General features: G+C 41.0%; 26 protein-coding genes. 3 read left to right on the top strand and 23 right to left on the bottom strand.

Features of this window, described 5'->3' with window-relative positions:
- Nucleotides 1-15 precede the first annotated feature (15 nt).
- The 14 genes from CTH_RS07215 to CTH_RS07150 form a co-directional block, all read right to left on the bottom strand.
- On the bottom strand, nucleotides 16-1,659 hold the full coding sequence (locus CTH_RS07215) for an acyl-CoA mutase large subunit family protein (protein WP_078664459.1): 1,644 nt from the start codon (nucleotides 1,657-1,659) through the stop codon (nucleotides 16-18).
- A 24-nt stretch (nucleotides 1,660-1,683) separates the two neighbouring features.
- A complete protein-coding gene (gene meaB, locus CTH_RS07210; protein WP_078664458.1) occupies nucleotides 1,684-2,631 on the bottom strand; it encodes a methylmalonyl Co-A mutase-associated GTPase MeaB in 948 nt (315 codons plus the stop codon).
- A gap of 20 nt (nucleotides 2,632-2,651) precedes the next feature.
- Nucleotides 2,652-3,182: a cob(I)yrinic acid a,c-diamide adenosyltransferase gene (locus tag CTH_RS07205; RefSeq protein WP_159071874.1), complete on the bottom strand. Its 531-nt coding sequence runs from the start codon at nucleotides 3,180-3,182 to the stop codon at nucleotides 2,652-2,654.
- A gap of 53 nt (nucleotides 3,183-3,235) precedes the next feature.
- Nucleotides 3,236-4,384: an acyl-CoA dehydrogenase gene (locus CTH_RS07200; RefSeq protein WP_078664456.1), complete on the bottom strand. Its 1,149-nt coding sequence runs from the start codon at nucleotides 4,382-4,384 to the stop codon at nucleotides 3,236-3,238.
- 17 nt (nucleotides 4,385-4,401) lie between these two features.
- Nucleotides 4,402-5,541 carry an acyl-CoA dehydrogenase gene (locus CTH_RS07195; protein WP_107753424.1) on the bottom strand — a complete coding sequence of 380 codons (1,140 nt, stop codon included), beginning with the start codon at nucleotides 5,539-5,541 and terminating at the stop codon, nucleotides 4,402-4,404.
- A gap of 25 nt (nucleotides 5,542-5,566) precedes the next feature.
- Nucleotides 5,567-6,349, bottom strand: a complete 783-nt coding sequence (locus CTH_RS07190) for a short-chain-enoyl-CoA hydratase (protein WP_078664454.1) — start codon at nucleotides 6,347-6,349, stop codon at nucleotides 5,567-5,569.
- A 20-nt stretch (nucleotides 6,350-6,369) separates the two neighbouring features.
- Nucleotides 6,370-7,224 carry a 3-hydroxybutyryl-CoA dehydrogenase gene (locus tag CTH_RS07185; RefSeq protein WP_107753422.1) on the bottom strand — a complete coding sequence of 285 codons (855 nt, stop codon included), beginning with the start codon at nucleotides 7,222-7,224 and terminating at the stop codon, nucleotides 6,370-6,372.
- Nucleotides 7,225-7,248: 24 nt separating this feature from the next.
- Entirely contained in the window at nucleotides 7,249-8,430 is a 1,182-nt protein-coding gene (locus CTH_RS07180) for an acetyl-CoA C-acetyltransferase (protein ID WP_078664452.1), read from the bottom strand.
- A 12-nt stretch (nucleotides 8,431-8,442) separates the two neighbouring features.
- Nucleotides 8,443-8,748 (bottom strand): helix-turn-helix domain-containing protein, encoded by a 306-nt coding sequence (locus CTH_RS07175; RefSeq protein WP_078664451.1) that lies wholly within the window; start codon nucleotides 8,746-8,748, stop codon nucleotides 8,443-8,445.
- Between the two features lie 19 nt (nucleotides 8,749-8,767).
- Nucleotides 8,768-9,949: an acetyl-CoA C-acetyltransferase gene (locus CTH_RS07170; protein WP_078664450.1), complete on the bottom strand. Its 1,182-nt coding sequence runs from the start codon at nucleotides 9,947-9,949 to the stop codon at nucleotides 8,768-8,770.
- A 20-nt stretch (nucleotides 9,950-9,969) separates the two neighbouring features.
- Complete coding sequence (locus CTH_RS07165; RefSeq protein ID WP_078664449.1) at nucleotides 9,970-11,934, bottom strand: heterodisulfide reductase-related iron-sulfur binding cluster; 1,965 nt, start codon at nucleotides 11,932-11,934, stop codon at nucleotides 9,970-9,972.
- Nucleotides 11,935-12,021: 87 nt separating this feature from the next.
- A complete protein-coding gene (locus CTH_RS07160) occupies nucleotides 12,022-13,005 on the bottom strand; it encodes an electron transfer flavoprotein subunit alpha/FixB family protein (RefSeq protein ID WP_078664448.1) in 984 nt (327 codons plus the stop codon).
- A gap of 16 nt (nucleotides 13,006-13,021) precedes the next feature.
- Nucleotides 13,022-13,807, bottom strand: coding sequence for an electron transfer flavoprotein subunit beta/FixA family protein (locus tag CTH_RS07155; RefSeq protein WP_078664447.1), 786 nt, complete (start codon nucleotides 13,805-13,807; stop codon nucleotides 13,022-13,024).
- A gap of 265 nt (nucleotides 13,808-14,072) precedes the next feature.
- Nucleotides 14,073-15,032, bottom strand: coding sequence for a sigma-54 interaction domain-containing protein (locus CTH_RS07150; RefSeq protein ID WP_078664446.1), 960 nt, complete (start codon nucleotides 15,030-15,032; stop codon nucleotides 14,073-14,075).
- 103 nt (nucleotides 15,033-15,135) lie between these two features.
- Here CTH_RS07150 and minC point away from each other — a divergent pair, with 103 nt between their 5' ends.
- The gene (gene minC / locus CTH_RS07145; protein WP_078664445.1) at nucleotides 15,136-15,804 is read left to right on the top strand and encodes a septum site-determining protein MinC; all 669 of its coding nucleotides are present in this window, start codon (nucleotides 15,136-15,138) and stop codon (nucleotides 15,802-15,804) included.
- 21 nt (nucleotides 15,805-15,825) lie between these two features.
- Nucleotides 15,826-15,993: a hypothetical protein gene (locus tag CTH_RS14130; protein ID WP_159073835.1), complete on the top strand. Its 168-nt coding sequence runs from the start codon at nucleotides 15,826-15,828 to the stop codon at nucleotides 15,991-15,993.
- A gap of 29 nt (nucleotides 15,994-16,022) precedes the next feature.
- Here the strand turns inward: CTH_RS14130 and CTH_RS07140 are convergent, their stop codons facing one another.
- The 3 genes from CTH_RS07140 to metX all read right to left on the bottom strand — a co-directional run bounded on the left by CTH_RS07140 (nucleotide 16,023) and on the right by metX (nucleotide 19,274).
- On the bottom strand, nucleotides 16,023-17,519 hold the full coding sequence (locus CTH_RS07140) for an aminotransferase class I/II-fold pyridoxal phosphate-dependent enzyme (RefSeq protein ID WP_107753419.1): 1,497 nt from the start codon (nucleotides 17,517-17,519) through the stop codon (nucleotides 16,023-16,025).
- Nucleotides 17,520-17,607: 88 nt separating this feature from the next.
- Nucleotides 17,608-18,171, bottom strand: a complete 564-nt coding sequence (locus CTH_RS07135; RefSeq protein WP_078664443.1) for a 5' nucleotidase, NT5C type — start codon at nucleotides 18,169-18,171, stop codon at nucleotides 17,608-17,610.
- Entirely contained in the window at nucleotides 18,168-19,274 is a 1,107-nt protein-coding gene (gene metX, locus CTH_RS07130; protein ID WP_078664442.1) for a homoserine O-acetyltransferase MetX, read from the bottom strand. The genes CTH_RS07135 and metX overlap by 4 nt, the downstream gene beginning before the upstream one ends.
- Before the next feature lie 77 nt (nucleotides 19,275-19,351).
- On the opposite strand from metX, the gene CTH_RS07125 reads away from it, so the two are divergent.
- Nucleotides 19,352-19,840 carry an MgtC/SapB family protein gene (locus CTH_RS07125; protein ID WP_200803451.1) on the top strand — a complete coding sequence of 163 codons (489 nt, stop codon included), beginning with the start codon at nucleotides 19,352-19,354 and terminating at the stop codon, nucleotides 19,838-19,840.
- Here the strand turns inward: CTH_RS07125 and CTH_RS07120 are convergent.
- From CTH_RS07120 to CTH_RS07095, 6 genes are read right to left on the bottom strand one after another with little or no spacing between them, the layout of a single operon-like run.
- Entirely contained in the window at nucleotides 19,837-20,388 is a 552-nt protein-coding gene (locus CTH_RS07120; RefSeq protein ID WP_079906882.1) for a DUF3786 domain-containing protein, read from the bottom strand. The genes CTH_RS07125 and CTH_RS07120 overlap by 4 nt on opposite strands.
- 12 nt (nucleotides 20,389-20,400) lie before the next feature.
- Nucleotides 20,401-20,841, bottom strand: a complete 441-nt coding sequence (locus CTH_RS07115) for a universal stress protein (protein WP_078664440.1) — start codon at nucleotides 20,839-20,841, stop codon at nucleotides 20,401-20,403.
- Complete coding sequence (locus CTH_RS07110; protein ID WP_078664439.1) at nucleotides 20,816-23,467, bottom strand: 1,4-alpha-glucan branching protein domain-containing protein; 2,652 nt, start codon at nucleotides 23,465-23,467, stop codon at nucleotides 20,816-20,818. The genes CTH_RS07115 and CTH_RS07110 overlap by 26 nt, the downstream gene beginning before the upstream one ends.
- On the bottom strand, nucleotides 23,464-23,817 hold the full coding sequence (locus CTH_RS07105) for a hypothetical protein (protein WP_107753417.1): 354 nt from the start codon (nucleotides 23,815-23,817) through the stop codon (nucleotides 23,464-23,466). Before CTH_RS07105 ends, CTH_RS07110 begins: the two co-directional genes overlap by 4 nt.
- Before the next feature lie 15 nt (nucleotides 23,818-23,832).
- A complete protein-coding gene (locus CTH_RS07100) occupies nucleotides 23,833-24,399 on the bottom strand; it encodes a cob(I)yrinic acid a,c-diamide adenosyltransferase (RefSeq protein WP_159071873.1) in 567 nt (188 codons plus the stop codon).
- Complete coding sequence (locus CTH_RS07095; protein ID WP_078664436.1) at nucleotides 24,396-25,742, bottom strand: cobyrinic acid a,c-diamide synthase CobB; 1,347 nt, start codon at nucleotides 25,740-25,742, stop codon at nucleotides 24,396-24,398. The genes CTH_RS07100 and CTH_RS07095 overlap by 4 nt, the downstream gene beginning before the upstream one ends.
- Nucleotides 25,743-25,746: the final 4 nt, after the last annotated feature.

Below are 25,746 nucleotides of genomic sequence, written 5' to 3'. Positions count from 1 at the left end.
ATCCTCCCCCAGTGATTAAAATAAAGGTTGTTCTTTGTATTCGCCAAATTCGTCGCGCATTACCTGGATAATTTCCCCTAAAGTACTATAGCATCTGACACAGTTGAGAATATATGGGATGAGGTTATCGGAAGTATTGGCCGCCTTTCTCAGCTCAGCCAAACACTCTTGAACCCGCAGATTATCCCGCTCTTCTCTTAGTTTTTGCAGGCGAGCAACTTGTTCCTGTTCGATTCGGGGGTCAATCTTGAGAATTTCAATATCCAGTTTTTCATTTTCATCGACATACTGATTGACTCCAACCACAATTCGCCGTTTGCTATCAATAGCTTTTTGATATTCATAAGCAGCATCAGCAATTTCCTTCTGGAAGAAACCTTTTTCAATGGCCTTTAACACCCCACCCAGTTCCTCAATCTTGGCAAAATATTTTTCAGCCTCTTCTTCCATTTTATTGGTTAAGGCTTCAACAAAGTATGAACCTGCCAGCGGGTCAATGGTGTTAGTTACCCCAATTTCATGGGCGATTATTTGCTGAGTGCGTAAGGCTATGGTTACAGCTTTTTCCGTAGGCAATGCCAGAACTTCATCCATAGAGTTAGTATGCAGGGATTGCGTTCCCCCCAGAACGGCGGCTAGTGCTTCATAAGCGGTACGAATAATGTTGTTCTCCGGTTGTTGGGCTGTCAGTGAGCAGCCTGCAGTTTGGGTATGGAAGCGAAGTAACCAGGAACGGGGATCTTTGGCTTTATATTTTTCTTTCATTCTCCGGGCCCAGATTCTACGGGCAGCACGATACTTGGCAATTTCTTCGAAAAAGTCGAGATGGGCATTGAAGAAGAAACTGAGACGAGGAGCAAAGTCATCAACATCTAAGCCAGCTGCGATGCCAGCTTCTACATAGGCAAAACCGTCAGCCAGGGTGAATGCTAATTCTTGAACGGCAGTAGAACCAGCTTCACGAATGTGGTAACCACTAATACTAATAGTATTCCATTTTGGCACATGATCTTTAGCAAACTTAAAGATATCGGTAATCAGGCGCATAGAAGGTTCCGGGGGGAAGATCCAGGATTTCTGAGCTATATATTCTTTTAAGATATCATTTTGGATGGTACCGGTTAGTTTATGGGATGGTACTCCCTGTTTCTCGGCAGTTGCTATATACATTGACCAGATTACAGAAGCTGGAGCATTAATAGTCATTGAAGTGCTTACTTTATCTAAAGGAATTCCATCAAATAAGATCTCCATATCCTGGAGAGAATCAATGGCTACCCCAACCCGGCCAACTTCTCCATAGGCTCTGGGATGGTCGGAATCATATCCCATTATGGTGGGCATGTCAAATGCCACACTTAAGCCAGTTTGGCCTTGAGAAAGAAGAAATTTATAGCGCTGATTGGATTCTTTTGCTGTCGCAAAACCGGCAAACTGGCGCATAGTCCATAATCTACCCAAATACATGGTGGTTTGTACACCACGAGTATAAGGAAATTCACCAGGGTAACCCAAATCTTTTTCATAATCAAAATTAGCTACATCGGCTGGGGTATAAAGAGGATTGATAGGCAGACCTGATACAGTAGTAAAAGAAGAATCTCGTTTTGCAGCGTTAGTAAATTTTTCTTGCCACTTATTAAAATTTTCTTTATTCATGCAACGCCAACTCCCTTCTAACCTTTATATTTTCAAATTTAACCCTTGACGAATAATACTGATCGCTGCATTGTAAGGAGCAAGTTTTCTTTCAAGTACTTGTTGTAAAATTTCATGCATTAATGGGGTATCTACCACTTTTTTGTGAATTGTTTTCCGCAGTTCCAGTTCCACAATCTCTAATACCTCTTGTTCAAACCTTTTTTTTCTGTTTTCTTCCCATAACCCATTAGCTATTAAGAATTGTTTATGTTTATTGATAGCTTCCCAAAGTTCGTTTATTCCTTGCTGTTTTAAGTTTGAAGTTTTGATGACTGGAGGGCGCCAGCTAGTATGACAGCCTAAATCCAGCATTGCTTCTACTTCAGTCACGACTTTATCTGCTCCGGGTAAGTCTCCCTTGTTAACGGCGAAAACATCGGCAATTTCCATGATTCCGGCTTTTATTGTCTGGATGTGGTCCCCTGCTCCAGGGGTGAGGACTACGACGGTGGTGTCAGCCACGTTCATAATATCCAGTTCTGATTGGCCTACTCCCACAGTTTCTATTAAGATAACATCGATCCCCATAGCATCCAAAACTCGCAGAGCATCTCTGGTAGTATGGGCTAAACCTCCTAAACTGCCGCGGGTGCCCATGCTGCGGATAAAAACTCCTGGATCTAAAGCGTGCTCTTGCATGCGTATGCGGTCTCCTAACAGAGCTCCACCTGTAAAGGGACTGGATGGGTCCACAGCGATAATACCTACGGTTTTATTTTCGGAGCGGATAGTTCGAATCAAGGAGTCTACCAGAGAGCTTTTGCCTGCTCCAGGTGAGCCAGTAATGCCAATAATAAAAGCATTACCGGTATGAGGAAAGATTTGGGCTAACATTTCTTCTTTTTGCGGCTCTTGGTTTTCAATGATAGTGATCAATTTTGCCGCACTGCGTTTATTACCCTGCAACAACCCTTCAACTAACGAATGCATTTTTTCACCGCCTAACTGGGCTAGAATTCAATTCCCGCCTGGGCCATAAGCCCCTGTTCATAGTGGTGTTTTCCATTGGTTATAATACTCACTGTATCACTAATTGCCAGAATTTCCTGGGGTGCATTTCTACCCGTAAGAATAATGCTAACGGTGGCAGGTCTAGTAGTTAAGGTTTTTATAACGTCTTCTATCGCTAAAAGACCATAATCAAGGGCGACATTAATCTCATCGAGAATGACCAGATTATAGGATGTTTCAATCAGAGACCGGGCCAGGAACCAACCCCGGAGTACCAAATCTTGATCGATCTGGTCAGCAATGTTTTTGCGCACAAAGGTCGGCAAACCAACCTGTTTTATCAGTAGCTGCTTATTTGCTAATTGCTGAAGAAACCTGTATTCACCATAGATATTACTACCCTTAAGAAATTGAATAATTGCAACCGCTTGGTTATGCCCTAGTGCTCTGAGAGCCTGACCGAAAGCAGCTGTAGTTTTGCCTTTGCCGTCTCCGGTAATGGTCCAGATTATTCCGCGCTGATTGCACACAAGGGTACAATCTCCTTTCAATGGGAAAAGGGGTTGAAGGCAAACCTCCAACCCTATTCCTTTAAAATATTAGCACTAATAACTACCCGTTGAATTTCATTTGTACCTTCATAGATCTGGGTTATTTTAGCATCCCGCATCATGCGTTCTACCGGGAATTCACGGGTATAGCCATAACCGCCAAAGATTTGTACAGCATTGGTTGTTACTTTCATTGCTACATCTGAGGCATACATTTTGGCCATGGCAGCCTCTTTGCTGATTCTTACCCCCTGACTGGCCAGATATGCAGCACGGTAAACTAATAATCTGGCAGCCTCAATTTCAGTAGCCATATCTGCTAGCATAAATTGAATCGCCTGGAAATTGGCAATAGGCTGACCGAATTGTTTTCTTTCTTTAGCATAATTTAAGGCTGCTTCATATGCACCCTGGGCAATGCCTAAAGCCTGAGCAGCAATACCAATTCTTCCATAATCCAGGGTTACCATGGCTATTTTAAACCCTTCACCCAGTTGTCCCAGAAGATTTTCTTTTGGGATACGACAGTTGTCAAAAACCAGCTCCATGGTCGGTGATGAACGAATACCCAGTTTGTGTTCTTTTTTACCGAAAGTGAAACCAGGTGTGCCTTTTTCCACGATAAAAGCACTTATGCCTTTGTGTTTGGGTTTAGCTTCTTTATCGGTCATGGCAAAGACAACATATATTTCAGCTTCTCCGCCATTGGTAATAAAGATTTTCGTACCATTCAGAACCCATTCATCACCATCAAGTACGGCGGTAGTTCTGGTACCTCCAGCATCAGAACCAGCGAAGGGTTCAGTTAAACCAAAAGCGCCCATTTTCTTGCCCTCGGCTAAGGGTACCAGGTATTTTTGTTTCTGTTCTTCAGTCCCAAATTTGTAAATGGGGTTGGAGCCTAAGGAAGTATGGGCGGACAGAGTGACACCAACTGAAGCGTCTACCCGGGAAAGTTCCTCGACGGCGATAGCATAACTTATATAATCAGCACCAGCACCACCATATTCTTCGGGGAACACAATCCCGGTAAGTCCCAGTTCGGCCATTTTATCAAAAATAGACCGATCAAAAGTTTCTTTTTCATCCCTTTCGGCTGCAGTAGGTCCACATTCCTTTTCTGCAAAATCCCGGACCATATTGCGTAACATTTCCTGTTCTTCTGTGAGCTTGAAAATCAAAATCCTCTACCCCCTTGTTACTTTAATATATTTTTCGCAATTACCAGACGCTGGATCTGGTTTGTACCCTCATAGATTTGCGTAATTTTGGCATCACGGAAATACCGCTCTACCGGGTATTCCCTGATATACCCGTAGCCACCAAGAATTTGTACTGCTTCTGTTGCTACCCACATTGCAGTATCGGTTCCATACATTTTGGCCATACTGGCCTGTTTGCTATGAGGCAGTTTTTGATCCCGCAAATAGGCAGCCTGATAAACTAGAAGTCGGGCAGCATCAATTCTGGTTGCCATATCAGCCAGCTTAAATTGAATAGCTTGAAAATTACTGATGGGTTGGCCAAATTGTTTGCGTTCTTTTGTGTAAGCTAAAGCATAATCATATGCTCCCTGGGCAATCCCTATTCCCTGGGCTCCGATCCCAATTCTGCCACCATCTAAAAGGGACATGGCGATCTTGAACCCTTCACCTTCTTGGCCCAGTAAATTTTCTTTTGGAACTATAGCATTTTCAAATATCAACTCACCGGTTTTGGAACCATTAAGACCCATTTTCTTTTCGATCTTTCCTACTTTAAAACCAGGAGTATTTTTTTCTATAAGTAAACAACTAATACCATGATGGCCCTTGGTTTTGTCTGTAACAACAAAAGTGCAGTAAACATCGGCTTCACCGGCATTAGTAATGAAAATCTTGGTACCATTTACAAGGTAGTGATCCCCTTTGTCTTCAGCAGAACATTTGATTTTGGTGGCATCAGAGCCGGCAGTTGGTTCGGTGAGGGCAAAAGCTCCCAGGTATTCGCCACGGCAAAGTTTTGTTAAATATTTTTCCTTCTGCTGTTGATTACCGAAAAGGTAAATCGGCATAGTCCCTACTGAAGTGTGAACGGCTAGTATTACTGCTGTTGTTGGGCAAACTCTAGCGATTTCTTCTAATACTAGGACATAATCCAGTACGGACATTCCCGCTCCGCCTACCGTTTCGGGAAAAGGCATGCCCATTAAATCAAGTTCAGCCATTTTTTTGAGATTTTCCCGGGGGAAGGTTCCGGTTTCATCCCAGTATGCGGCTTTGGGTGCGAGTTCGTTTTCAGCGAATTCTCTGACCATTCTTTTTAGCAATAGTTGTTCTTCCGTGAGATCAAAATTCATATGAATCCCCTACTCCCCACGTGATTTATTTGCCTTGAAACTGTGGTGGTCTTTTTGCCAAAAAGGCGGCCATCCCTTCTTTTTGATCATTTGTTGCAAAGCACAAGCCAAAGTAATTAGCTTCATGATAGTTTGCCTGTTCTAAAGGCATTTCCAAACCTTCATTGATAGCCCTTTTTGCCAGTTGAACCGCTACTAGAGCTTTGCTAGCAATTTTTAGTCCCATTTTTTTTGTTTGGTCCATTAGCTGATCATGAGGGACGATTTGATTAATTAAGCCAATCTGATAAGCCTCCTGGGCATCGATCATATCCCCTGTAAAGATCAGTTCTTTAGCTTTACCTTTACCAACCAACCGAGCCAAACGCTGGGTGCCAGCAAAACCAGGAATGACTCCCAGATTGACTTCCGGTTGGCCAAATTTGGCTTTTTCACTGGCTATTCTGATATCACAGGCCATTGCCAGCTCACAGCCGCCTCCTAAGGCGTAACCATTAATAGCAGCAATCACAGGTTTAGGACAGGATTCAATCTGATTAAATACCATTTGGCCGGTTAAGGCAAACTGCCTTGCCGCAATGGGGTCCAGTTGCTGCATAAAAGCAATATCAGCGCCTGCTACAAAAGCCTTCTCTCCTGCCCCGGTCAAGATAATGACTTTAACTTCCTGGTCTTCAGTTAACATTTGAATTGCTTGCCCCAGCTCATGGAGGGTGTCCGCATTAAGGGCATTTAAAGCAGCAGGGCGGTTAATGGTTAGAATAGCCAGATTATTTTCTTTTTGAACCAGTAAATTATTGAATTGCATCTTTTACCACCCCTACTACATTAGTTGGAATAATCATAGAAACCTTTGCATGTTTTACGGCCCAGCCAACCGGCTTTAACCATTTTCCGCAGCAAGGGACAGGGGCGATATTTGGAATCTTTAAAGCCTTCATAAAGAACTTCCATAATGGATAAGCAGGTATCTAAACCGATTAAATCTGCCAGAGCCAGGGGTCCCATGGGATGATTCATACCAAGTTTCATCACCTGGTCGACAGCTTCCGGAGTAGCTACTCCTTCGTACACACAGTAAATTGCTTCATTGATCATTGGCAACAAGACCCGGTTAGAAACAAAACCCGGTGAATCATTAACTTCCACAGGAACTTTTCCCATTTTAATACTCATGTTTTCCACAATTTTATAGACTTCCTGGTCGGTCGCCAAACCTTTAATGATTTCCACCAGCTTCATTACAGGAACTGGATTCATAAAGTGCATGCCTATAACCTTCTCCGGTCGTCTTGTGCAGGCAGCGATTTCAGTAATTGGTAATGAAGAGGTGTTGGTTGCCAAAATAGCATGGGCTGGTGTAATTTCGTCCAGTTTACGGAAAATATCAGCTTTAATTTCCATTTTTTCTACTGCAGCTTCAATCACAATATCTACGTCATGAGCGTCTTCTAAGGAAATGGATCTGGTTAGTCTACCAAGGATTTCATTTTTCTCATCTTCAGTAATTTTACCTTTTTCCACATTTCTGGCTAAGTTTTTTGTAATTACAGAAAGGCCTCTTTCAACAAATTCCGGTTTAATATCATTCAAAATTACCTGGTAGCCTGCCTGAGCAGCTACCTGAGCTATTCCGCTGCCCATCTGTCCGGCTCCAACAACCATTACCTTTTTAATCTCCATGTCCCTCTACCCCCAATCAATTAATTAATCTACTTTTATTAAAACAGCATCACCTTGAGCAGCACCGGAACAGATAGCGGCAATACCGTAGCCGCCACCACGCCGTCTCAGTTCATAAATTAGAGTCATAATTATCCTTGCTCCGGAGGCGCCTATGGGATGACCTAAGGCTACTGCTCCTCCGTTTACATTAACTAATTCAGGATTCCAGTTTGCAATTTTCTGGCTAACCAAGGGAACTGCCGCAAATGCTTCATTGATTTCCAATAGGTTTATATCAGATATTTTAAGATTATTTTTTTGCAGTAATTTATTAACAGCGTGTCCCGGGGCAGTAGCAATGTACTGGGCTTCTAGAGCAACAAAAGCGTGCCCGATTATTTTAGCCAGAGGTTGAACACCCAGTTCTTTGGCTTTGTCGGAACTCATCAACACCATAGCTCCAGCACCATCATTAACACCTGGAGCATTGCCGGCTGTAACAGTACCGTTTTTGTCAAAAACGGGCGGTAATTTTGCCAGTTGTTCAAGAGAGGTATCTCGCCTTGGCCCTTCATCTGTAATTATTACTTTGGGATCACCTTTTTTTTGCGGAATAGTAACGGGAATAATCTCTTGTGCCATTATCCCGGAATCAATAGCTTTAATTGCCAGATTATGACTTCGAAGCGCCCATTCATCCTGTTCAGCCCGGCTGATACCATATTCTGCAGCTACAACACTTCCGTGTACTGCCATATGCCGGTTATGGAAAGCACACCATAAACCATCATGTACCATTAGATCTATTAATTCATCATGACCCATGCGATAACCCCAGCGGGCTTTTTTAAGGAAATAGGGGGCATTGGACATACTTTCCATGCCACCAGCAACGATAATGCTGGCGTCACCGCTGCGAATTTGTTGATCTGCCATAGTAACAGCCCTTAAACCACTGGCACAGACTTTATTGATAGTTTCTGATGGGGTTTCCCAGGGTAATCCAGCTTTGTTCGTTGCCTGTCTACTGGGGATTTGACCAGCTCCCCCCTGTAAAACCATGCCCATGATTACATTATCAATATGATCGGCTGGGATACCAGCCCGTTTTACTGCCTCAGCAATGGCAATTCCACCCAAGTCTGTAGCAGACAGGGGGGCAAGCCCGCCACCAAGCTTACCAAAAGGGGTTCGGGCTGCACTAACTATTACTGTTTCTGCCAATTCACTCACCTCCTAGTTGTTTTCATTAAGCTCCAACAATTCAGGATTAGCTGCTTGCACCCGGATTCTTCCAGCTTTTATCAGCTCACTAACAAGGACAGCAACTAAAACAGTCGACATTTCAAAATGTTCAGCTATTTCTGTAACTGTATGGGGGGCTTTCGAAATTAGCCACTCTATTGCTTTTTTGGCCGATTCTCTCTGACCGTCGGTTAGTTCCTCGATGTTTGTACTGGATGGTGGTATATAATTGGATTTGGTTTTGCGGGATGACAGAATGCTCCAGGTAAGCTGGGATAAGCTTTTATATGCTGCCATCTTACCGCCTCCTTACAGCTTAAACCTTCTCAATAATCATGGCAATACCTTGACCACCGCCAATACACAGTGTAGCTAAACCATATTTTGTATTGCGACGCAGTAATTCGTATACTAATGTAACCAGTATTCTAGCCCCCGACGCCCCTATAGGATGACCTAAAGCAATAGCTCCCCCGTTTACATTGGTAAGATTGGGATCCAATTCCAATTCCTTCATTACTGCTAAAGCCTGAGCGGCAAAAGCTTCATTGGCTTCAGCGAGCCCAATATCCTGAATGCTTAGACCTGCTTTCTTTAAGGCTTTAAGTGTGGCAGGAACCGGACCAATTCCCATAATAGCAGGATCTACACCAGCTGATGCATAGGAACGAATCATTGCTAGTGGTTTGAAACCTAATGCCTGCGCTTTTTCCGCTGACATTAAAACGAATGCTGCTGCTCCATCATTTATTCCAGAAGCATTACCAGCAGTCACAGTACCATCTTTCTTGAAAGCTGGTTTTAAGTTAGCCAGAGCTTCCGGAGTGGTATTGGGACGAGGGTGTTCATCTTGACTGAAAATAATCGGTTCGCCCTTTTTTTGTGGGATGTTAACGGGAACAATTTCAGCCTGGAATTTGCCGGCTTGAATGGCAGCAGCAGCTTTCTGCTGGCTTTGCAAAGCAAAGTTGTCCTGTTCTTCTCTGGTGATTCCATACTTTGCCGCAATATTTTCGGCTGTAATGCCCATATGGACATCGGTAAATGCACACCACAAGCCATCTTTGATCATGCTATCTACTACCTGGCTGTTCCCCATTCGCACACCATTTCTAATATTAGGCAAAAGATATGGAGCGCTGCTCATATTCTCCATGCCGCCAGCGATTACGATTTCGTTATCTCCTGTCATAATGCTTTGGGCAGCTAAGGCAACGGCTTTTAAACCTGAGCCACAGACCTTGTTGATGGTAATTGCCGGAGTTTCCAGCGGTAAGCCAGCCGAAATCGTTGCCTGGCGCGCAGGATTTTGACCCAGGCCAGCTTGCAGAACATTACCCATAATAACTTCATCTACTTGTGAAAACTCGAGATTAATTCTTCTAATGGCTTCAGCTATTACAGTTGCTCCTAGCTGTACGGCCGGAATGCCGGCTAAACTGCCTCCAAAAGTGCCAATCGGAGTACGTACAGCGCTTACAATGGCTACTTCTTTCATTTCCCTACCCCCCAATGTATTTAATTTAAACTTTCCCATAATAACTCAGCTAAATCTTTTGTCTTGATGGTTTCATTTACATTTTTCATTTTGGTACCATCTTCTAACATTGTTAAACAGAAGGGACAAGCGGTTACAATGGTATTGGCTCCAGTCGTTAAAGCCTGTTCTGTTCTTTCCAAGTTAATTCTTTTACCAATATGTTCTTCAAGCCACATCCTGCCGCCGCCGGCACCGCAACAAAAGCCCTTTTCCCTGTTACGTTCCATTTCCAATACGGCTAGACCGGTGATAGTATCAAGGATAGCTCTAGGCTCTGTATAGATATCGTTGTAACGCCCAAGATAGCAGGAGTCATGGTAGGTACATTGTAAATCCAATTTTTTCTGAGGTTTGAGTCTTCCTTCTTTGAGCAATTGAGCCAAAAATTCTGAATGGTGGTAAACTTGATAATTTCCGCCAAAATGGGGGTATTCATTTTTAATCGTGTTATAACAGTGGGGACAAGAAGTTATGATTTTCCTTACTCCATAACCATTCATAGTCTCAATATTTTCTTGAGCCAGGTTTTGAAAGAGATACTCATTGCCAAGACGTCGGGCTGAATCACCGCAACATTTTTCTTCGGTCCCTAAAATACCAAAAGATACGCCAGCCTTTTGCAATAATTTAACTACTGCTATGGCAACCTTTTTATTTCGGTTATCAAAAGCACCACTACAACCTGGCCAGTATAGATATTCCACCTCACTATCTTCAACCAGAAGAGGAACACTTAATTCCTGAGCCCAATCAGCCCGGGATTTCCAGCCGATGTTCCAGGGATTGCCATTATTTTCCATGCCCCTAAAGGCCAGCTGGGCTTCTGAAGGGAAATTGCTCTCCATCATTACCAAATTTCGGCGCAAGTCAACGATTTTGGGTACATGCTCAACAAAAACAGGACACTGTTCTTCACAGGAACGGCAAGTGGTGCAAGACCAAACTACATCTTCTTCGATAACCTCAGGGACCAGTGCCAGTCCACCAATCTCTTCATTGGTTTGTCTGAATTTTTCTACCCTCTCATAGAGGTGATTTTTTAGGTCCTGAGTGAATTTCTTCGGAGAAAGGGGTTTTTGGGTTAAATGGGCAGGACAGTTATCCTGACAGCGGCCACAGCGAATACAGGCATCTCCGTCCATTAACTGTTTCCAGGTAAACTGCTGGATTTCGGCAATGCCAAATTGTTCAATATTTTCATCTTCCAGGTTCAATGGTACAAGGGCCTGTGCTGCTTTATCTTTAGCCAGATACTGATTAAGTGAGCCAGTAATGATATGAAACAACTTGGAGTGCGGAATATAGGCGATAAAACCAAAGGTTAGTAACAAATGTATCCACCAGATTACTTGATGCAAATTTCTCTGGGCTGTTTCAGCCATTTGAGAAAAAGACTTTGCAAGCATGAATCCAACTGGCGTCCATCCAGCCCAGGGATCTTTAGTGAAACTGATACGAAGTCCTTCTAATATAAAACCGGTGACAATAATACCAAGTATTAACAGTAAGGTAACACCATCATCTGGGTTTGAGTCCAACCTTGGAGGTCTAATTACATACCTTCTCCATAAAGCCATGAGCAAGCCAACGATGGCACCGGCACCAAAGATATCCAGTAAGAAGGATAAGACAAGATAATACGAGCCACGATAAATCGGAATTTTAAAATCTTCTTCTAACATGACAGATAAGGTACCGATCGCAAAAACCACAAATCCCCAGAAAATCAGCCAGTGCATTATACCAGGATATTTATCCCTTAATAGGCGCAAGTGACCAAAACTATTGGATAAAAAACGTTTCCAGCTGGCATGCTCACTTTGCCATCTCTTTTCAGGCTGCCCAACCTGCCAAACTTTGTATCTTTCGTAAATTCCTTTAGCAAAGACAATTAATGTTAATACCAAGAGGGACCACATAACGATATATTGTTCATGATACATGCCAAGTTGTCTGCTTGGAACCACGTAGAACGCCCTCCTTTCCAGAAAATATACCCCCTATCTTTCGGCTGGCCTTCTTTCTCTTTTTTATTCTGCCAGAGCTTTTTTGAATTCTTCGGTTAATACTGGCACAACTTCGAAAAGATCGGCTACAATACCATAGTCGGCAACTTTAAAAATCTCTGCTTCAGGATCTTTATTAATGGCTACAATATATTTGGAACTGCTCATCCCGGCCAGATGCTGAATTGCACCGGAAATACCGCAGGCTATATAGAGGGTAGGTGATACTACCTTACCTGTTTGCCCTACCTGATACTGGGGCTCGCGCCAACCTTCATCAACTGCAGCGCGGGAAGCACCAACAGCAGCACCGAGCACATCAGCCAGTTCCTCCAGAATCTTGAAATTTTCTGCTGATTTCATACCACGTCCACCGGACACCACAATATCTGCTTCGGTGAGCTCGACGCGTCCTGATGCTTTTCTGACTACATCTTTAACTATTTGCCTTAAACTGCTGGCATCTAGCTCACTGGCATAACGCACAATTGCTGGCTGTTTGCCGGGCTGAGGTGTAGCAGCTTCAAAAGCTTTGGGCCGAATGGTAACAATCATGGTTCTATTAGATGTAAAACTAACATGGGCAAAAGCCTTGCCTGCATAAATAGGCCGCTTAAAGCGTAATCCATTATCATATTCGATAGCAATTACATCGGAAGCTTGACCGGCATTTAATTTTTGAGCCACCGCTGGAGCCAAATCCTTACCAACAGCATTATTAGGGAACAGAACTATAGATGGATTTTCTGTTGAAATCAGTTTAACCAGGGCGTTTGCAAATCCGTCGGTGGTATAGTTGGCTAAGAGAGGGTCATCAATCACAAAAACTTTATCTGCTCCTGCTTCCCCTAAAACGGTAGCGTATTCTTCAACGTTTTGCCCCATTAAAACAGCCTGTAATTCTTCACCTAGGTGGTCAGCCAGTTTACGGCCTTCACCCAGCATTTCAAAAATTACTTTTCTAAATTTACCTTCTTTTTGGTCGGCAAAAATCAGTACTCCTGCCATTACCTTACCCTCCCCGTTATATCACTTTTGCTTCAGTTCTTAATAATTTAACGAGTTCTACTGCAGCTTCCCTGGGATCGCCACCAATAATTTTTCCGGCTTGCCGTGGAGCTGGCAAAGAAAATTCTTCAACTTTTACTCTGGCGCCACTGGCGCCCACTTCGTCAGGGGATACGCCGATATCTTGCAAAGTCAATACCTGCAAAGGCTTTTTCTTGGCTTGCATAATTCCCTTCATGGAAGGATACCTTGGTTCAGCCAGGCCTTGTTGCGCGGTAAAGAGGGCTGGCAAAGGTACTTCGATGATTTCAACACCGTCATCGATTTCTCTGGTTACTACGGCTTTTTTATCTTCTATTTCTATCTTGGTAACAATAGTAACCTGCGGTATATCTAAAAGCTGTGCAACTCTTGGTCCAACTTGAGCGGAACCATCATCTACAGCCTGAAATCCGGCCAGTACTAGATCATACTCCATGGTTTGTAATGCCTTTGCTAAAGCAAGAGCGTAAGTATACTCATCTCCATTTTCCAGGGCGGGATCATTAATCAGCACACCCCGGTCAGCTCCCATTGCCAGGCATTGTCTGATTGCACTTTCGACTCGATCAGGACCAGCGGATAAGATAATTACCTCTCCTTCACCCAAACGCTCTTTAATTCTTAGTGCTTCCTCAACAGCAAACTCACAGTATGGGTTAACAACATAATTGACGCCAGTACTATCGATTTTACCATTTGCATCTAGAGAGATTCTTGTTTCTGTGTCAAAAGTCTGTTTCATCAATACAACGATTTTCAATGGTAATACCTCCCTCTTGGTTTATTACACCTGATTATTAAGCAAAAGACATGCCACAAAAGTCTAAAAAGAGTGAAATGTCAAAATTTTGTCCCGAAATGCATTATTTGAAGATGAATGGTAACAGTTTGAGTTTAAACTGGATTTTTATAATATGGCGAAGATGTAAACAATGGTGACATTAGCTGACAATATAAAAAGGCATATCCCTTATTAGAATTGGGATATGCCTTGCGTCAATAGTTCTATACAGTTGAATAACGCTTTAGATTAAGCCATGTTTTTGTAACTTTTTATAAAGACCAGGCCGGCTTAAACCTAGTAGTTCAGCGGCTTTAGCTTTGTTCCCTGTACATTTAATCAATGCTTGTTGGATTAATTCCTTTTCAAAATCATCCACGATTTCTGTCAACGATCGTTGACCAATTTGGCTGAAATAATTATTTGAGGTAATGGCAGTATTCGTGTTAGCTAAAATATACTTGGGCAAATGTTTAGTTTTTATAATATTACCATCTACTATATTATAAGCATATTCCAGTGTATTCTTTAGCTCCCTGATATTACCTGGCCAATCGTAGTTCAAAAAAATGTGTTTTACCTTGTTATCGATTCCATTTATGGATACGTTAAATTTTTCATTAAACTCAGTAATGAAACTAGTTGTAAGTGGTAGAATATCCTCTTTTCGCTCCCGTAATGGAGGAATATAAATACTTACGACATTCAGGCGATAAAAGAGATCATCACGAAATTTACCTTCCTTGACCATTATTTCTAAATTGGCGTTAGTTGCTGCTATTATTCTTACATCAAGCTTAATGCTGCTCTCGCTCCCGATGGGAATGATCTCTTTTTCCTGAATTACCCGCAATAATTTAGCCTGAGTCGAAAAACTCAAATCACCAATCTCATCTAGAAAGATTGTACCTTTATGGGCTTGGGCGAATTTGCCAACAGCTCCTCCTTTTTTGGCCCCGGTGAAAGCACCTTCACTATATCCAAATAACTCGGCTTCCAACAAATGTTCAGGTATAGCTGCACAGTTAATCTTAACTAAAGAATTAAAGCGACGGTAACTAAAATGATGGATCAAATTAGCTACCAGTTCCTTTCCTGTACCTGACTCTCCTCTGATTAAAACAGTGGAACCTTTTGTCGCAATCTGAGTAATTAGGTGATTTATTTCTTTAATCGCCGGACTGGTGCCAATTAATTGCTTCATTTTAGGTGCCTCCTCTGCAATAACTTTATTTTTTCGACACTGAGCAGGAAAATGGCTATTTTGCTCGAATAGTCAATTGTTGTAGGAAGGAGGTTAAACCAAAATGTATGAAGGTGTCAGTATCAAGGGAACCAAAAATGGTCTTGTAATATTAATAGATGAAAACCTGGATAAAAAAATATTACTGAAAGATATCGAACGAAAAATGCAACAAGCTCGGGGATTTTTTAAAGGAGCTACTTTTGCTGTAGCGACTAGATCTGGTAGTGTGATTGATGATGGAATTAAAGAAGATATTGAAAAAATTTGTCTTAATCATGGCTTGATTCCGCAATCCGAATCGCAGGTTATCTGGCATAATTTCTCCCAAAGGACTTTAGCTGCACAAGCAACTGATATAAAGAATGAAACTGGTGTTGAATACATTAAAGGTACTTTGCGCTCTGGATGTCGTGTTGAAAGCAACGGAGACATCGTTTTGATCGGGGATGTAAATCCTAATGCTGAATTAGTTTCTGCCGGCAATATATGTGTTTTTGGTACAATCAAAGGAATTGTCCATGCTGGTGCAACCGGTAATGCCAATGCCACGATCATGGCCTATTCCTTTCGACCTCAGCAAATTAGAATCGGTTCAGTTTTCAGTCGCAACCCTGAACAGGATTTACCTGGCCAGACTGGTAATGAAACATTAATCCCTGAAATCGCATATATATACAATAATACCATTTTAATTGAAAAGTATAAAGACTACAGCGCCCGCAGAAAATAATGCTGAAAGGGGTGCTGTAGTATGCCGAATAAAAAAAATAAATTCAGAAACAAAATTGATTTTGGCAGGGAAGAATTTTCTACAGAGTTGTACAAGCGCACAGGGATTCCTCGGCCCAGGGAAGCCAGGTTTATTCCTGCTGGGGTTCGCAAAGATCTGAAAATAAAAATGCGGCATAAAATTAATTAGGCTGTCTCTTCTGAGACAGCCTTGAATTTTTAACCTGCTGAATTTGCGGTTTCCAGTTGCTCAAATTGTTCTCGATTAGCCAGTATCTTTATTTTATTGATATACTGGTCTTCTGTGCCTTGCAAACTACAATGTTCATTTTTAAGCAGCCGTACGTATTCAATTATTTCTCTAGTAATTCTCTCCCCCGGGCAAATAATGGGGATACCCGGCGGGTAAGCCATGATCATTTCGGCCGCTATCTCGCCTTCTGCCTCATCCAGCTCTACATGGTAAGTCGGGCTATGGAAAGCAGTCTGAGGGGAGACAACAAATTCTGGTGTTTTCGGCAAATTTAAACCAAACTTGGTTACTTTTTGAACTGGTCTACTCTTAACCAGTTCTGTCATTGCTTCAATTAACATATTAATGGTTTCATCAGTATCGCCAACTGAGACCAAGAAGAGTACATTGTACAAATCGGCCAGTTCTACTTGAATCCGATATTTATGGCGCAAAATATGTTCTACTTCAAACCCTGAGAGTCCAAGGGCCCGGACATTGACAGCGACTTTAGTAGGGTCCCAGCCATAACAACCTGGATTGCCCAGCATTTCTTCCCCGATCAATGTTAGGCCGGGTAGTTTGGACAGCTCAGTTCGCAAGTGGTTTGCCAGCAAAAGGGTTTTGTCCAACAACTGTTTGCCATATAAAGCCATTTGTTTCCTGGCCACATCAATTGATGCCAGGAGAATATAGCTGGGGCTGGTCGTCTGAGTCAAGTTTAAAACTGCTTTAACGCGTTTATTGTCGATCAACCCTTCTCGTACTAGCAACAATGAGCTTTGGGTTAAGCTACCCGCCATTTTATGGGTTGAGGCTGCACTCATATCTGCTCCCAATGACATGGCAGAAGGAGGCAACTCGGGATGGAAAGGAAGATGAGCTCCATGAGCTTCATCTACTAGAACAGGAATATCATAACTATGAGCAATTTCTATAATTTCGGCTAGATTAGAGGTAAAACCATAGTAAGTGGGGTTTACCAGAAAAACAGCTTTTGCGTCGGGATGAAGGGCCAAAGCTTCACGGATTTTTTCCGGGGTCACACCCAGGGCAATCCCATGTTCCTTGCTGATTTCCGGTTGAACATAAATTGGTTGGGCCCCGGAAAGGATTAAACCTCCAATTGCTGATTTATGAGCATTTCTTGGTAAAATAATTTTATCTCCAGGCTGGCAGACGGTCATTATCATGGCTTGGATGCCAGAGGTAGTGCCATTTACAAGAAAGTGGGCATAATCAGCACCATAAGCTTCTGCCGCCAGGGTTTCAGCTTCTTTAATAGTATCAAGAGGATTGCATATATTATCAGTGCCTTCAAAGCACGTTAAATCAATTTTCATTACATTAGGACCAACATATTCGGTAAACTCTTTTAGACCTCTACCCTGTTTATGACCAGGTACATGAAATGGGATGGTGCCTTCGTTGACATATTGTTGAACTGCTGTAAAAATGGGTGTACGATGTTGAGTCAAAGCCATGTTGTTCACTCCCTTCTTTACAATGAATATATTACAACATATTGCGAGTAAAATTGCAACCCCTAAAATAAAAAAATGCGGTAAAAACTCACCGCATTTTTTTTACTTCGGTCAGAATCTCAGACCAGGAATTTTTCCTTAGAATTTGCAGGTTGTCCGGAAAATGGCCTTGATTATAAGGGGCATTATACAAAAAGACTTTAATACCTCTAGAGGCTATGGCCATGGCATTATCCAATGAGTCATCGATGAATACTTTTAATTGCAACTCCTGACAATAATCAGCCTTACACTGAAAATCTGTCATGATTAACTGATCGTATTCTACCTGGTGTTCTTTCAACCATTTTGTGGTTAAATGCTGGTATTGCCTGGGACGGGCTGTAACTAAATAAATTTTGTGTCCCCAGATTTTGAGCTTTTTAACAGCTGACACAGAGTTGGGTATAGGAGACAGATTTGACAGAAGGATTTCCTGATTAGTGCGAAAAAAGCGATCCATTTCTTCCCAGGTTACATTATATACTTTTTCAAATCTGTATGTATATAGTTCTTCATACTTTTTGTTTTGGCCAAAATATTTGTTCATGACATTTAACCACTGGGTAACAGAATCTGCGAGGACACCATCAATATCAATGCCAATATTCATGGAGCCACCTCAGCAATAAATTCATTTATAATTTTCCCTAACTGCTTGTATTCAATTAAAAAAGCATCATGACCATGCGGACTGGTTATTTCGCGATAGTATGCCGGCCTGTAATATTTGACCATGTTTTTTACTATCTCTTGTTGTTGATAAGTGGGAAATAAAATGTCTGTATCGATTCCAATCACAAGAGTTTTAGCCTTAATGTCGGCAAATATTTCTTCATATTTGCCTCGGTTAAAGGAGATATCATGGTAATCCATTGCTTTGGTCAGATAAAGATAGGAATTAGCATCAAAACGCTGTACCAACGCCTGGCCGTGATAATGTAAATAGGTCTCCACTTCAAATTTCTGGTCAAAACTGTAATAGCCATTGGGTGGTAATGGAGCTGATTTGCGGCCAAAACGCAGATTCATAGATAAATCACTTCTATAAGTAATGGTTCCAAGCATCCTGGCAATCGCCAGACCATTAACAGGTCCTTTGCCGGGATAATAATTGCCCTGTCTCCACTCTGGATCTGACATTATTGCTTGTCTGCCTACCTCATTAAAAGCAATTGCCTGTGGATAAAGACGGGCAGGTGCTGCTATACAAATCAGGTTTTCTACCATATCCGGGTAGAGCAAGGCCCATTCTAAAGCTTGCATTCCGCCAAGAGAGCCGCCGATTACCAGTCTGATTTTCTCAATTCCCAGATGTTTAATAACTTGAAAATGGGCTCTGACCATATCTCGTATGGTAATTACGGGGAACCGCATTGCATAGGGTGTTCCATCATCAGGATGTGGTGATGCGGGCCCGGTACTACCATAACAGCTACCTAAGATATTCAAACAGATTATAAAAAAGCGATTCGTATCCAGTACTTTGCCAGGGCCAATTAGCGGATCCCACCAACCAGGCATTTTTTCCTGAGGAGAGTGATAACCGGCTGCATGGGCACTGCCGGTCAGGGCATGGCAAACAATGACAACATTATCCTTGGCCCTTGACAGTGTTCCATATGTTTCATATACTATATCAACTAATGGCAAATTTGCCCCTGATTCCAGTCGAAAATTGCTAAAACTATATTTTTGCGGTATCACCAGCACCATTTATCCCTCCCCTACCCAAATATATCAAAATAGTAGCATGTTAAAAAAGTAATGTCAACGAGAGAGGAGGTTATAGAGTGAGTTTAGGATATTTTGATATTACATTAAGAATGGTAGTAGCTTTGATTGCTGGAGCAATCCTTGGTTATGAACGAACCAAAGCCGGGAAGCCGGCTGGCATCAGGACTCATGCCCTGGTTTGTATTAGCTCAGCCATGTTGACTATTATTTCTGCATATGGATTGGCTGAAGAGTTTCAAGGTCGCAACACAGACCCACTGCGCTTAGCAGCACAAATTGTATCCGGTATTGGCTTTTTAGGTGCTGGGGTAATATGGAAACAGGGTTTTGGTGAAATCAGGGGATTAACTACAGCTACAAATATTTGGGCTGCAGCAGGTCTAGGAATAGCTGCTGGACTTGGACAATATTATTTAATTTTTATCACCATCGTCTTACTTAGGATTGCCTTAAAAATTGCCTATATCTTACAAAAGCTTGGGATTATTAAATATGAAGATAACAACAATAAGGAGCGTTCCCAGAAAGATGATTCCGGGGTTTAAATACCTTTAAGCTGCCAGATTGCTGAGCTAGCCAGAACGACACAATCTTCGGTGGGAAGATAGTACGGAAAATTGCTGGAAAAAAGGATATTGGCATTGGCAGGGAACTCTTCGTCTCCCTGCCAGTATATATATGCTAAATATAGCTCAGGGAAAGGGTTTAAAATAATTGATATATCCCCAAAGGTACCTTCTTCGCCGTTTAGCTTTTCTTTAAGTTTAATTAATTTGGATGGTTCATCATTTATTAGCTTCAGTAAAGGAAAGATAGTGCGTTTTTGAAAGGGTATATTATATATTTCACCATCAGGCAATTCCTTGAAACTTAACCATTGCCCATCCCAGGGCATGCTACTTTTACTGCCAAGATAATGGCAGACAAGGATTTTGCTTACAGTATCTATTTCAGGCTGAAAGTTTCCGTTAGCAAGATCAACTGTAATATTTTTGTCCCATAGTCTTGTCTCGAGTTTTTTTGCGTTATGAAATGCAGCTTTTAAATTTTCAAAAGCAAGAGTAAAAGTTTGGTCTATATTTGCATAGCTCATTTCAGGCTCCTCCTACTTAACGATTAGGACTGGACGTTTACAGATATGAGCTACGCGGTCTGAAACACTTCCCAGAAGTATTCCCTTTATTTCTCCCAACCCTCTGCTTCCAATTACAACCAGATCGAAATTTTCTGTAGCTGCGACCTGGGCAATAACTTCAGCGGGATTGCCTACCTTGTTTACATATTCTGTCTTTATTTCTGTATCTTCAAAAACACCGGCAACACTCTTAAAAGCTTGCTCCTTTTTTTCATTGATAATCTCTTCAATTAAAGTGGGTTCTATAATTGATTCCATCATATAACTATGAGGCATTAATTCTTTGGGTAAATCTGAAACGTGTAAAAAAGTAACTGATACATTTTTGAAATCCTTAAAAAAATTCTTTACCCATAGTGCGGCTTTCTGAGCATGTTCTGAACCATCAATAGGGATTAGTATTTTTTTCATTAAAATTCTCCTCTCTCAAATGTTTTTTATAGATTTCATAGGTTTTCCAGGCAATATTTTTCCAGCTATAATTCTGAAGAACATTAGATTTGGCATTCTCCCCACATCGAGCGGCAAAGTCAGGGTTGTTTAAAAAAGTTCGTAGCTGGGCTATTAAATCTTCAACATTACCTGGAACAAACAATAAGCCATTAACTCCATGATCTATTATTTCGCTAAGACCTCCTGTTTTTCCTGCTATCACTGGCTTGCCGCTAGCCATGGCTTCTAAAGCCACTATTCCGAAAGGCTCATAGAGACTGGGAAAACAAACTATATCTGCTCTGTCTAATAGAAAGTCACGGGTCTGATTATCTAAAAACCCAAGGAAAATGATTTTTCCACTGGCCTTTGAATTGCCGGCTTTACTTTTTAGAGTTTCCTCATAATAGCCTTTACCTCCGATCAAAAGATAATAGTCAGGATATTCAGCTTGAATTTGTGCAAAAGCATCTATTAAGGTTTGAACTCCTTTTTCCGGGACCAAGCGACCGAAGAAAAGGATGAATTTTTTCGGCACTGACCTTTGCTCTCTATTCAAACCTACGGTCATAACTTCAATACCATTTGGAATGACATTAATTTTCGCCTCGTTTCCAAACAGGGTAGTAATTTCCTGTTTCATGTAATTACTGCAGGCAATAACCTCGGAAGCATTTTTTACCAGAGAGGCTTCCTGATGATGAATTAATGCCTGAACCTCATTATAAATACCTCCCTGCCTGCCATGTTCGGTAGCATGAATAGTAGCAATCAAACGACCTACTTGTCTTTCCTGGAGGGTAATTCCAGTTAAGCCTACAAGCCAGTCATGAGCGTGTATTATAACCTGACTAGTATTGAATAAAAAATTGTTTATAATATATTTAGTGAATTCAAGGTTTAGCAATAAAATCCAGTTGATAAAATCCTGGCCCTCATATGAAGGTAAGGCAATACGATGAATGATGACATTGCCATTTTTTTCTATTGTATTTTTGCTTCCGCGAGTGATGACGTGCACATCCAAAAAATCCTGTAAATATTTTGATAAATAAAAGACATGAGTAGCAAGTCCGCCGACAGTCATAGGAGGAAACTCCCAGGCCAATAATAATACTGTGGGACGGGAAATTACAAATTTAGAACCTTGCCAAAGATTTATCAAGCTAATACCAGGCAAAAACGATAAGATTTCTTTTTGATCGGTAGTTAAAGATTTATTTTCAAGTAATGAATGAATGTCATTTTTGTAGGTATTGTAACGGTAATGGGCATAATCTTTGGCGGAATTATAGTAAACCATGAAAGGCCAATCACTTGCCTGTAATAACAATATAAGTCTAAGTAAAAGTTCTTTCTCATCTGAGGAAAGATAGTCTATTTGTCTTTCTACTATATGGCTGATACTAATCAAATCTTGATACATCCACTCATTTTTTTCATTTACCCAAACATCAAAATACCCTTTTTCACCCCAGGAACAGGAACAGACTTTATCTGTGACTTCAATTTTTTCAACAAAATTACTATGATATGCTTCCGGGGCTGTAAAATCGATAGATTCTGAAAGGGATAGAATCTTAGCTAACCATTCAGGGCCTTCAAACCACCAATGGCCAAAGAGTTCGGCGTCATAAACACAAACAATATTATCTTTGGGATATTGGTTTAGAAAGTTTATAAACTCTAAAGCTTGTTGATTTGTAATAGCCAAAGCTCTATCGTATTTATAAATCTCTTTCCTTGGGTTGTTTTTATCTGTGATACTAAAATACTTAAAACCAGTAAATCGGTGGAATTCCCATGGTCTTAGATATTCGCGAATTTGTTCTAATGGCATATCCCAGCCTATGTCCCGATAATACTCCCTATAAAAAGGGTGACCGGGGTATCCACATTCTCTGCTCCAAACCCGTTCTGCCGTAGCCATGTCTCGTAGAAAAATATTGACTTTACCTTTACGGAAAATTGAACTTGCAGGATTATTAGCAGCATGTTCAGAAATAAAAATGTTCTCAATTCCGTTATCTTCCAAAATTGGCAATAATTCTTCGCTTACTGCACATTCTGGTAACCAGAAGGACTTTGGGTCAAAACTAAACACCCGAGAAAATAATTCTTTTGCTGCTTTTATTTGAAGATTAATCCACTGGTTTGATGGTAGTAAAGGCAGGATGGGATGAGAGGCTGCAGAGGTTAGGAGTTCAATTCTACCATTGTGTTTCAGATACAGGAGAGCTTGAACAATATCCCTGTCAATTTTTTGCCAGAAATTATATCTGTTTTGCCAGAACTCCAGATAAAACGCACTAACATTATCATAATCAGTACCTTTATTTCTCTTGTATTCTTGTTCAGCTATGTAAATTTGCTTTAGTAAATAATCGTTAAATTCGTTTTTAAAATAATCACTTAGCCACATGGATAACAAAGGTGGACTTACGGAGTAGGAAACTTTTCCCCTATTTACCCATTGTAAAATTTCAATTAACCGCAAATGGCATTCCGCAGTAATTTCAAAAACCCAGGTTTTTTCATAATTTTTATTGTGAAAATGTAAAACCCAGGGTAAATGACCATGTAAAACAAAAAAAGCTTTCTTCAATTTCCCTCACCTACCATTCTACTTATCCAGCCTCCACTCGAAAAATAAATTTTATCATCTGTTAATTTACTATCAATTTTTGAGCTTATCGATAACAACCTTTTATTGTTATAATAATACTCAATCTTCAGTTCCTCGGAGTTTTTATAATTAAAAAAAAAGAGGCCGGTTGGATTATGTAAACTTTTTTCCAGGAGTAAGTTGTCTGTTGCAGTTGAAATTTTGAGCCTTATCTCCTGCAGGGTAAAATCAATATTGTAAAATAATTTCCACATTGAGAGAGTCCAATTAGGCAGGTAGTAATAGAAAAAGCCTTTCTCAGGATTAATTTTTCCTAAGCGAATTTGCATCAACACTCACCTCCACTAATACTCAATACCGCGACGGGAGGGTATCCCCTGTCGAAAAGGATGTTTTATTTCGATTAACTCGTATACCTCAACAGAAACATCCAGTATTTCTTGCGGGAATACCCGTCCAGTCAAAATAATAATTAAATGAGCTGGCCAAGTTGAAATCTCAGTTAAAAAACTGGTTGTATCTAAAAAATTATATTTCAATACATATGCAAATTCGTCTAGTATTAGAATATCCGTTTTGTTATCATTAGCTATTTTTTTTGTGAAACTCCAAGCCTTATAAACAAACCCAGGTTCTTGTCGATTAATTCTGAAACACTTTCCGCAGCTTTTACAGTGACCTTCTCCGCTACGTATTAAGTTGCTTTGTGAACAGCCATATCCAAAAGAATAAAAATACAAATTATCCAGTTTGCTTCCTAAATTTTGCTCAGCAGCATAATTGCTGCCTTTTAAAAATTGAACAATTTTTATTGTCTTTTGATTAACATATGGCAGGACATAGCCTAATGCACCAGTTGTTTTCCCTTTGCCTGTTCCAGTAAAAATAATTATTCTGGGTTTTGTTTTCACTTTACCCTTCTCCTCTGCCAATTTAAACAGCTGGATAAAAAGTTATAGGCAATATCAGGCTGGCCACCCCAGTGAATATGTAGATAAGAAGCAAAAATATTGTTTTGAGCATAGCCATCCAGGACTGCAGTGGAATGCCGATTGGGTTTATGGAGGGAGGCTGCCCAGGGATATTGTTTATCCAAGGGAATTAGTTCAGAATAATGGAATTGATGTCCCTTGACTAATGTATTAACTGGACCAATAATACTATCATTAAGGGTTATACCCTGATAATATCCCAAAGCTACTAGTCTCTCTTGCATTACAACACTAGCAGGAATAATATTCACCATGGCCAGGTACATATAACCGCCGCACTCAGCGTAAATAGGCATTCCAGCCTGATGATGAGCGATTAAAGATGCAATATAATTCCTATTTTCTTTTAATAATTCGATAAAGAGTTCTGGAAATCCTCCTCCGATAATTAAACCATCAATATTTTCTGGTAAATGTTCATCATGTAACGGGCTGGTTTTTACCAGCTTTACTCCCCATTTGGTCAACAAATCCAGGGCATCCTGATAATAAAAATTAAAAGCTTCATCGAAAGCATACGCAATGATTAAATCGGAAAAATCGATACCGGCCTCGGGAAATTTGAGCACTTCTTCATTACATTTCCCAAAAACACTAAAAAGAGTTTCCCAATCCAGATGTTTTCGCAAATATTCTCCTACCTTTGCGGTCCTTGCAAGATAATCCTGATTTTCTACAGCAGGAACCAAACCTAAATGGCGTTCATTTAGCTGGAATTCCTTTTTTTTCCCGATACTTCCGATAACTTTAATCCTGGTTTCAGCTTCAATTAACTCTTTCATTTGTTGAAAATGCTGTTCCGAATTTACCTGGTTTAATATTATTCCTGCAATATTTAATTCAGGATCGTAGCTGCTAAGACCTTTTAACAGTGGGATAATTGTATGGGCCAATCCTCGACATGGCCAAACGAGCAGGACCGGAATGGATAATATTCTGGCAATATGAGCTGTTGAACCAAAATCGCTGTAGCTCATGCCGTCAAAAAGCCCCATCACACCTTCAATTATACTAAAATCTGCACCACGGGAATTATGAAAAAAAGAAGCCTTAACCGCTTCTTCGTTCATTAAAAACAAATCAAGGTTACGACAGGGTCGGCCAGTTATTAAAGAATGGTAACTGGGATCAATATAGTCTGGGCCAACTTTAAAAGATTGTACCTGATACCCCTGTTGTACAAGGGCATGAAGGAGACCGGCAACCAAAGTAGTTTTTCCACTTCCACTATATGGTGCTCCGATCATCAATGCCCTAACCATTATA

Source organism: Carboxydocella thermautotrophica (genome assembly GCA_003054495.1).
GTDB lineage: Bacteria > Bacillota.
This window is presented reverse-complemented; position numbering and strand designations above follow the sequence as displayed.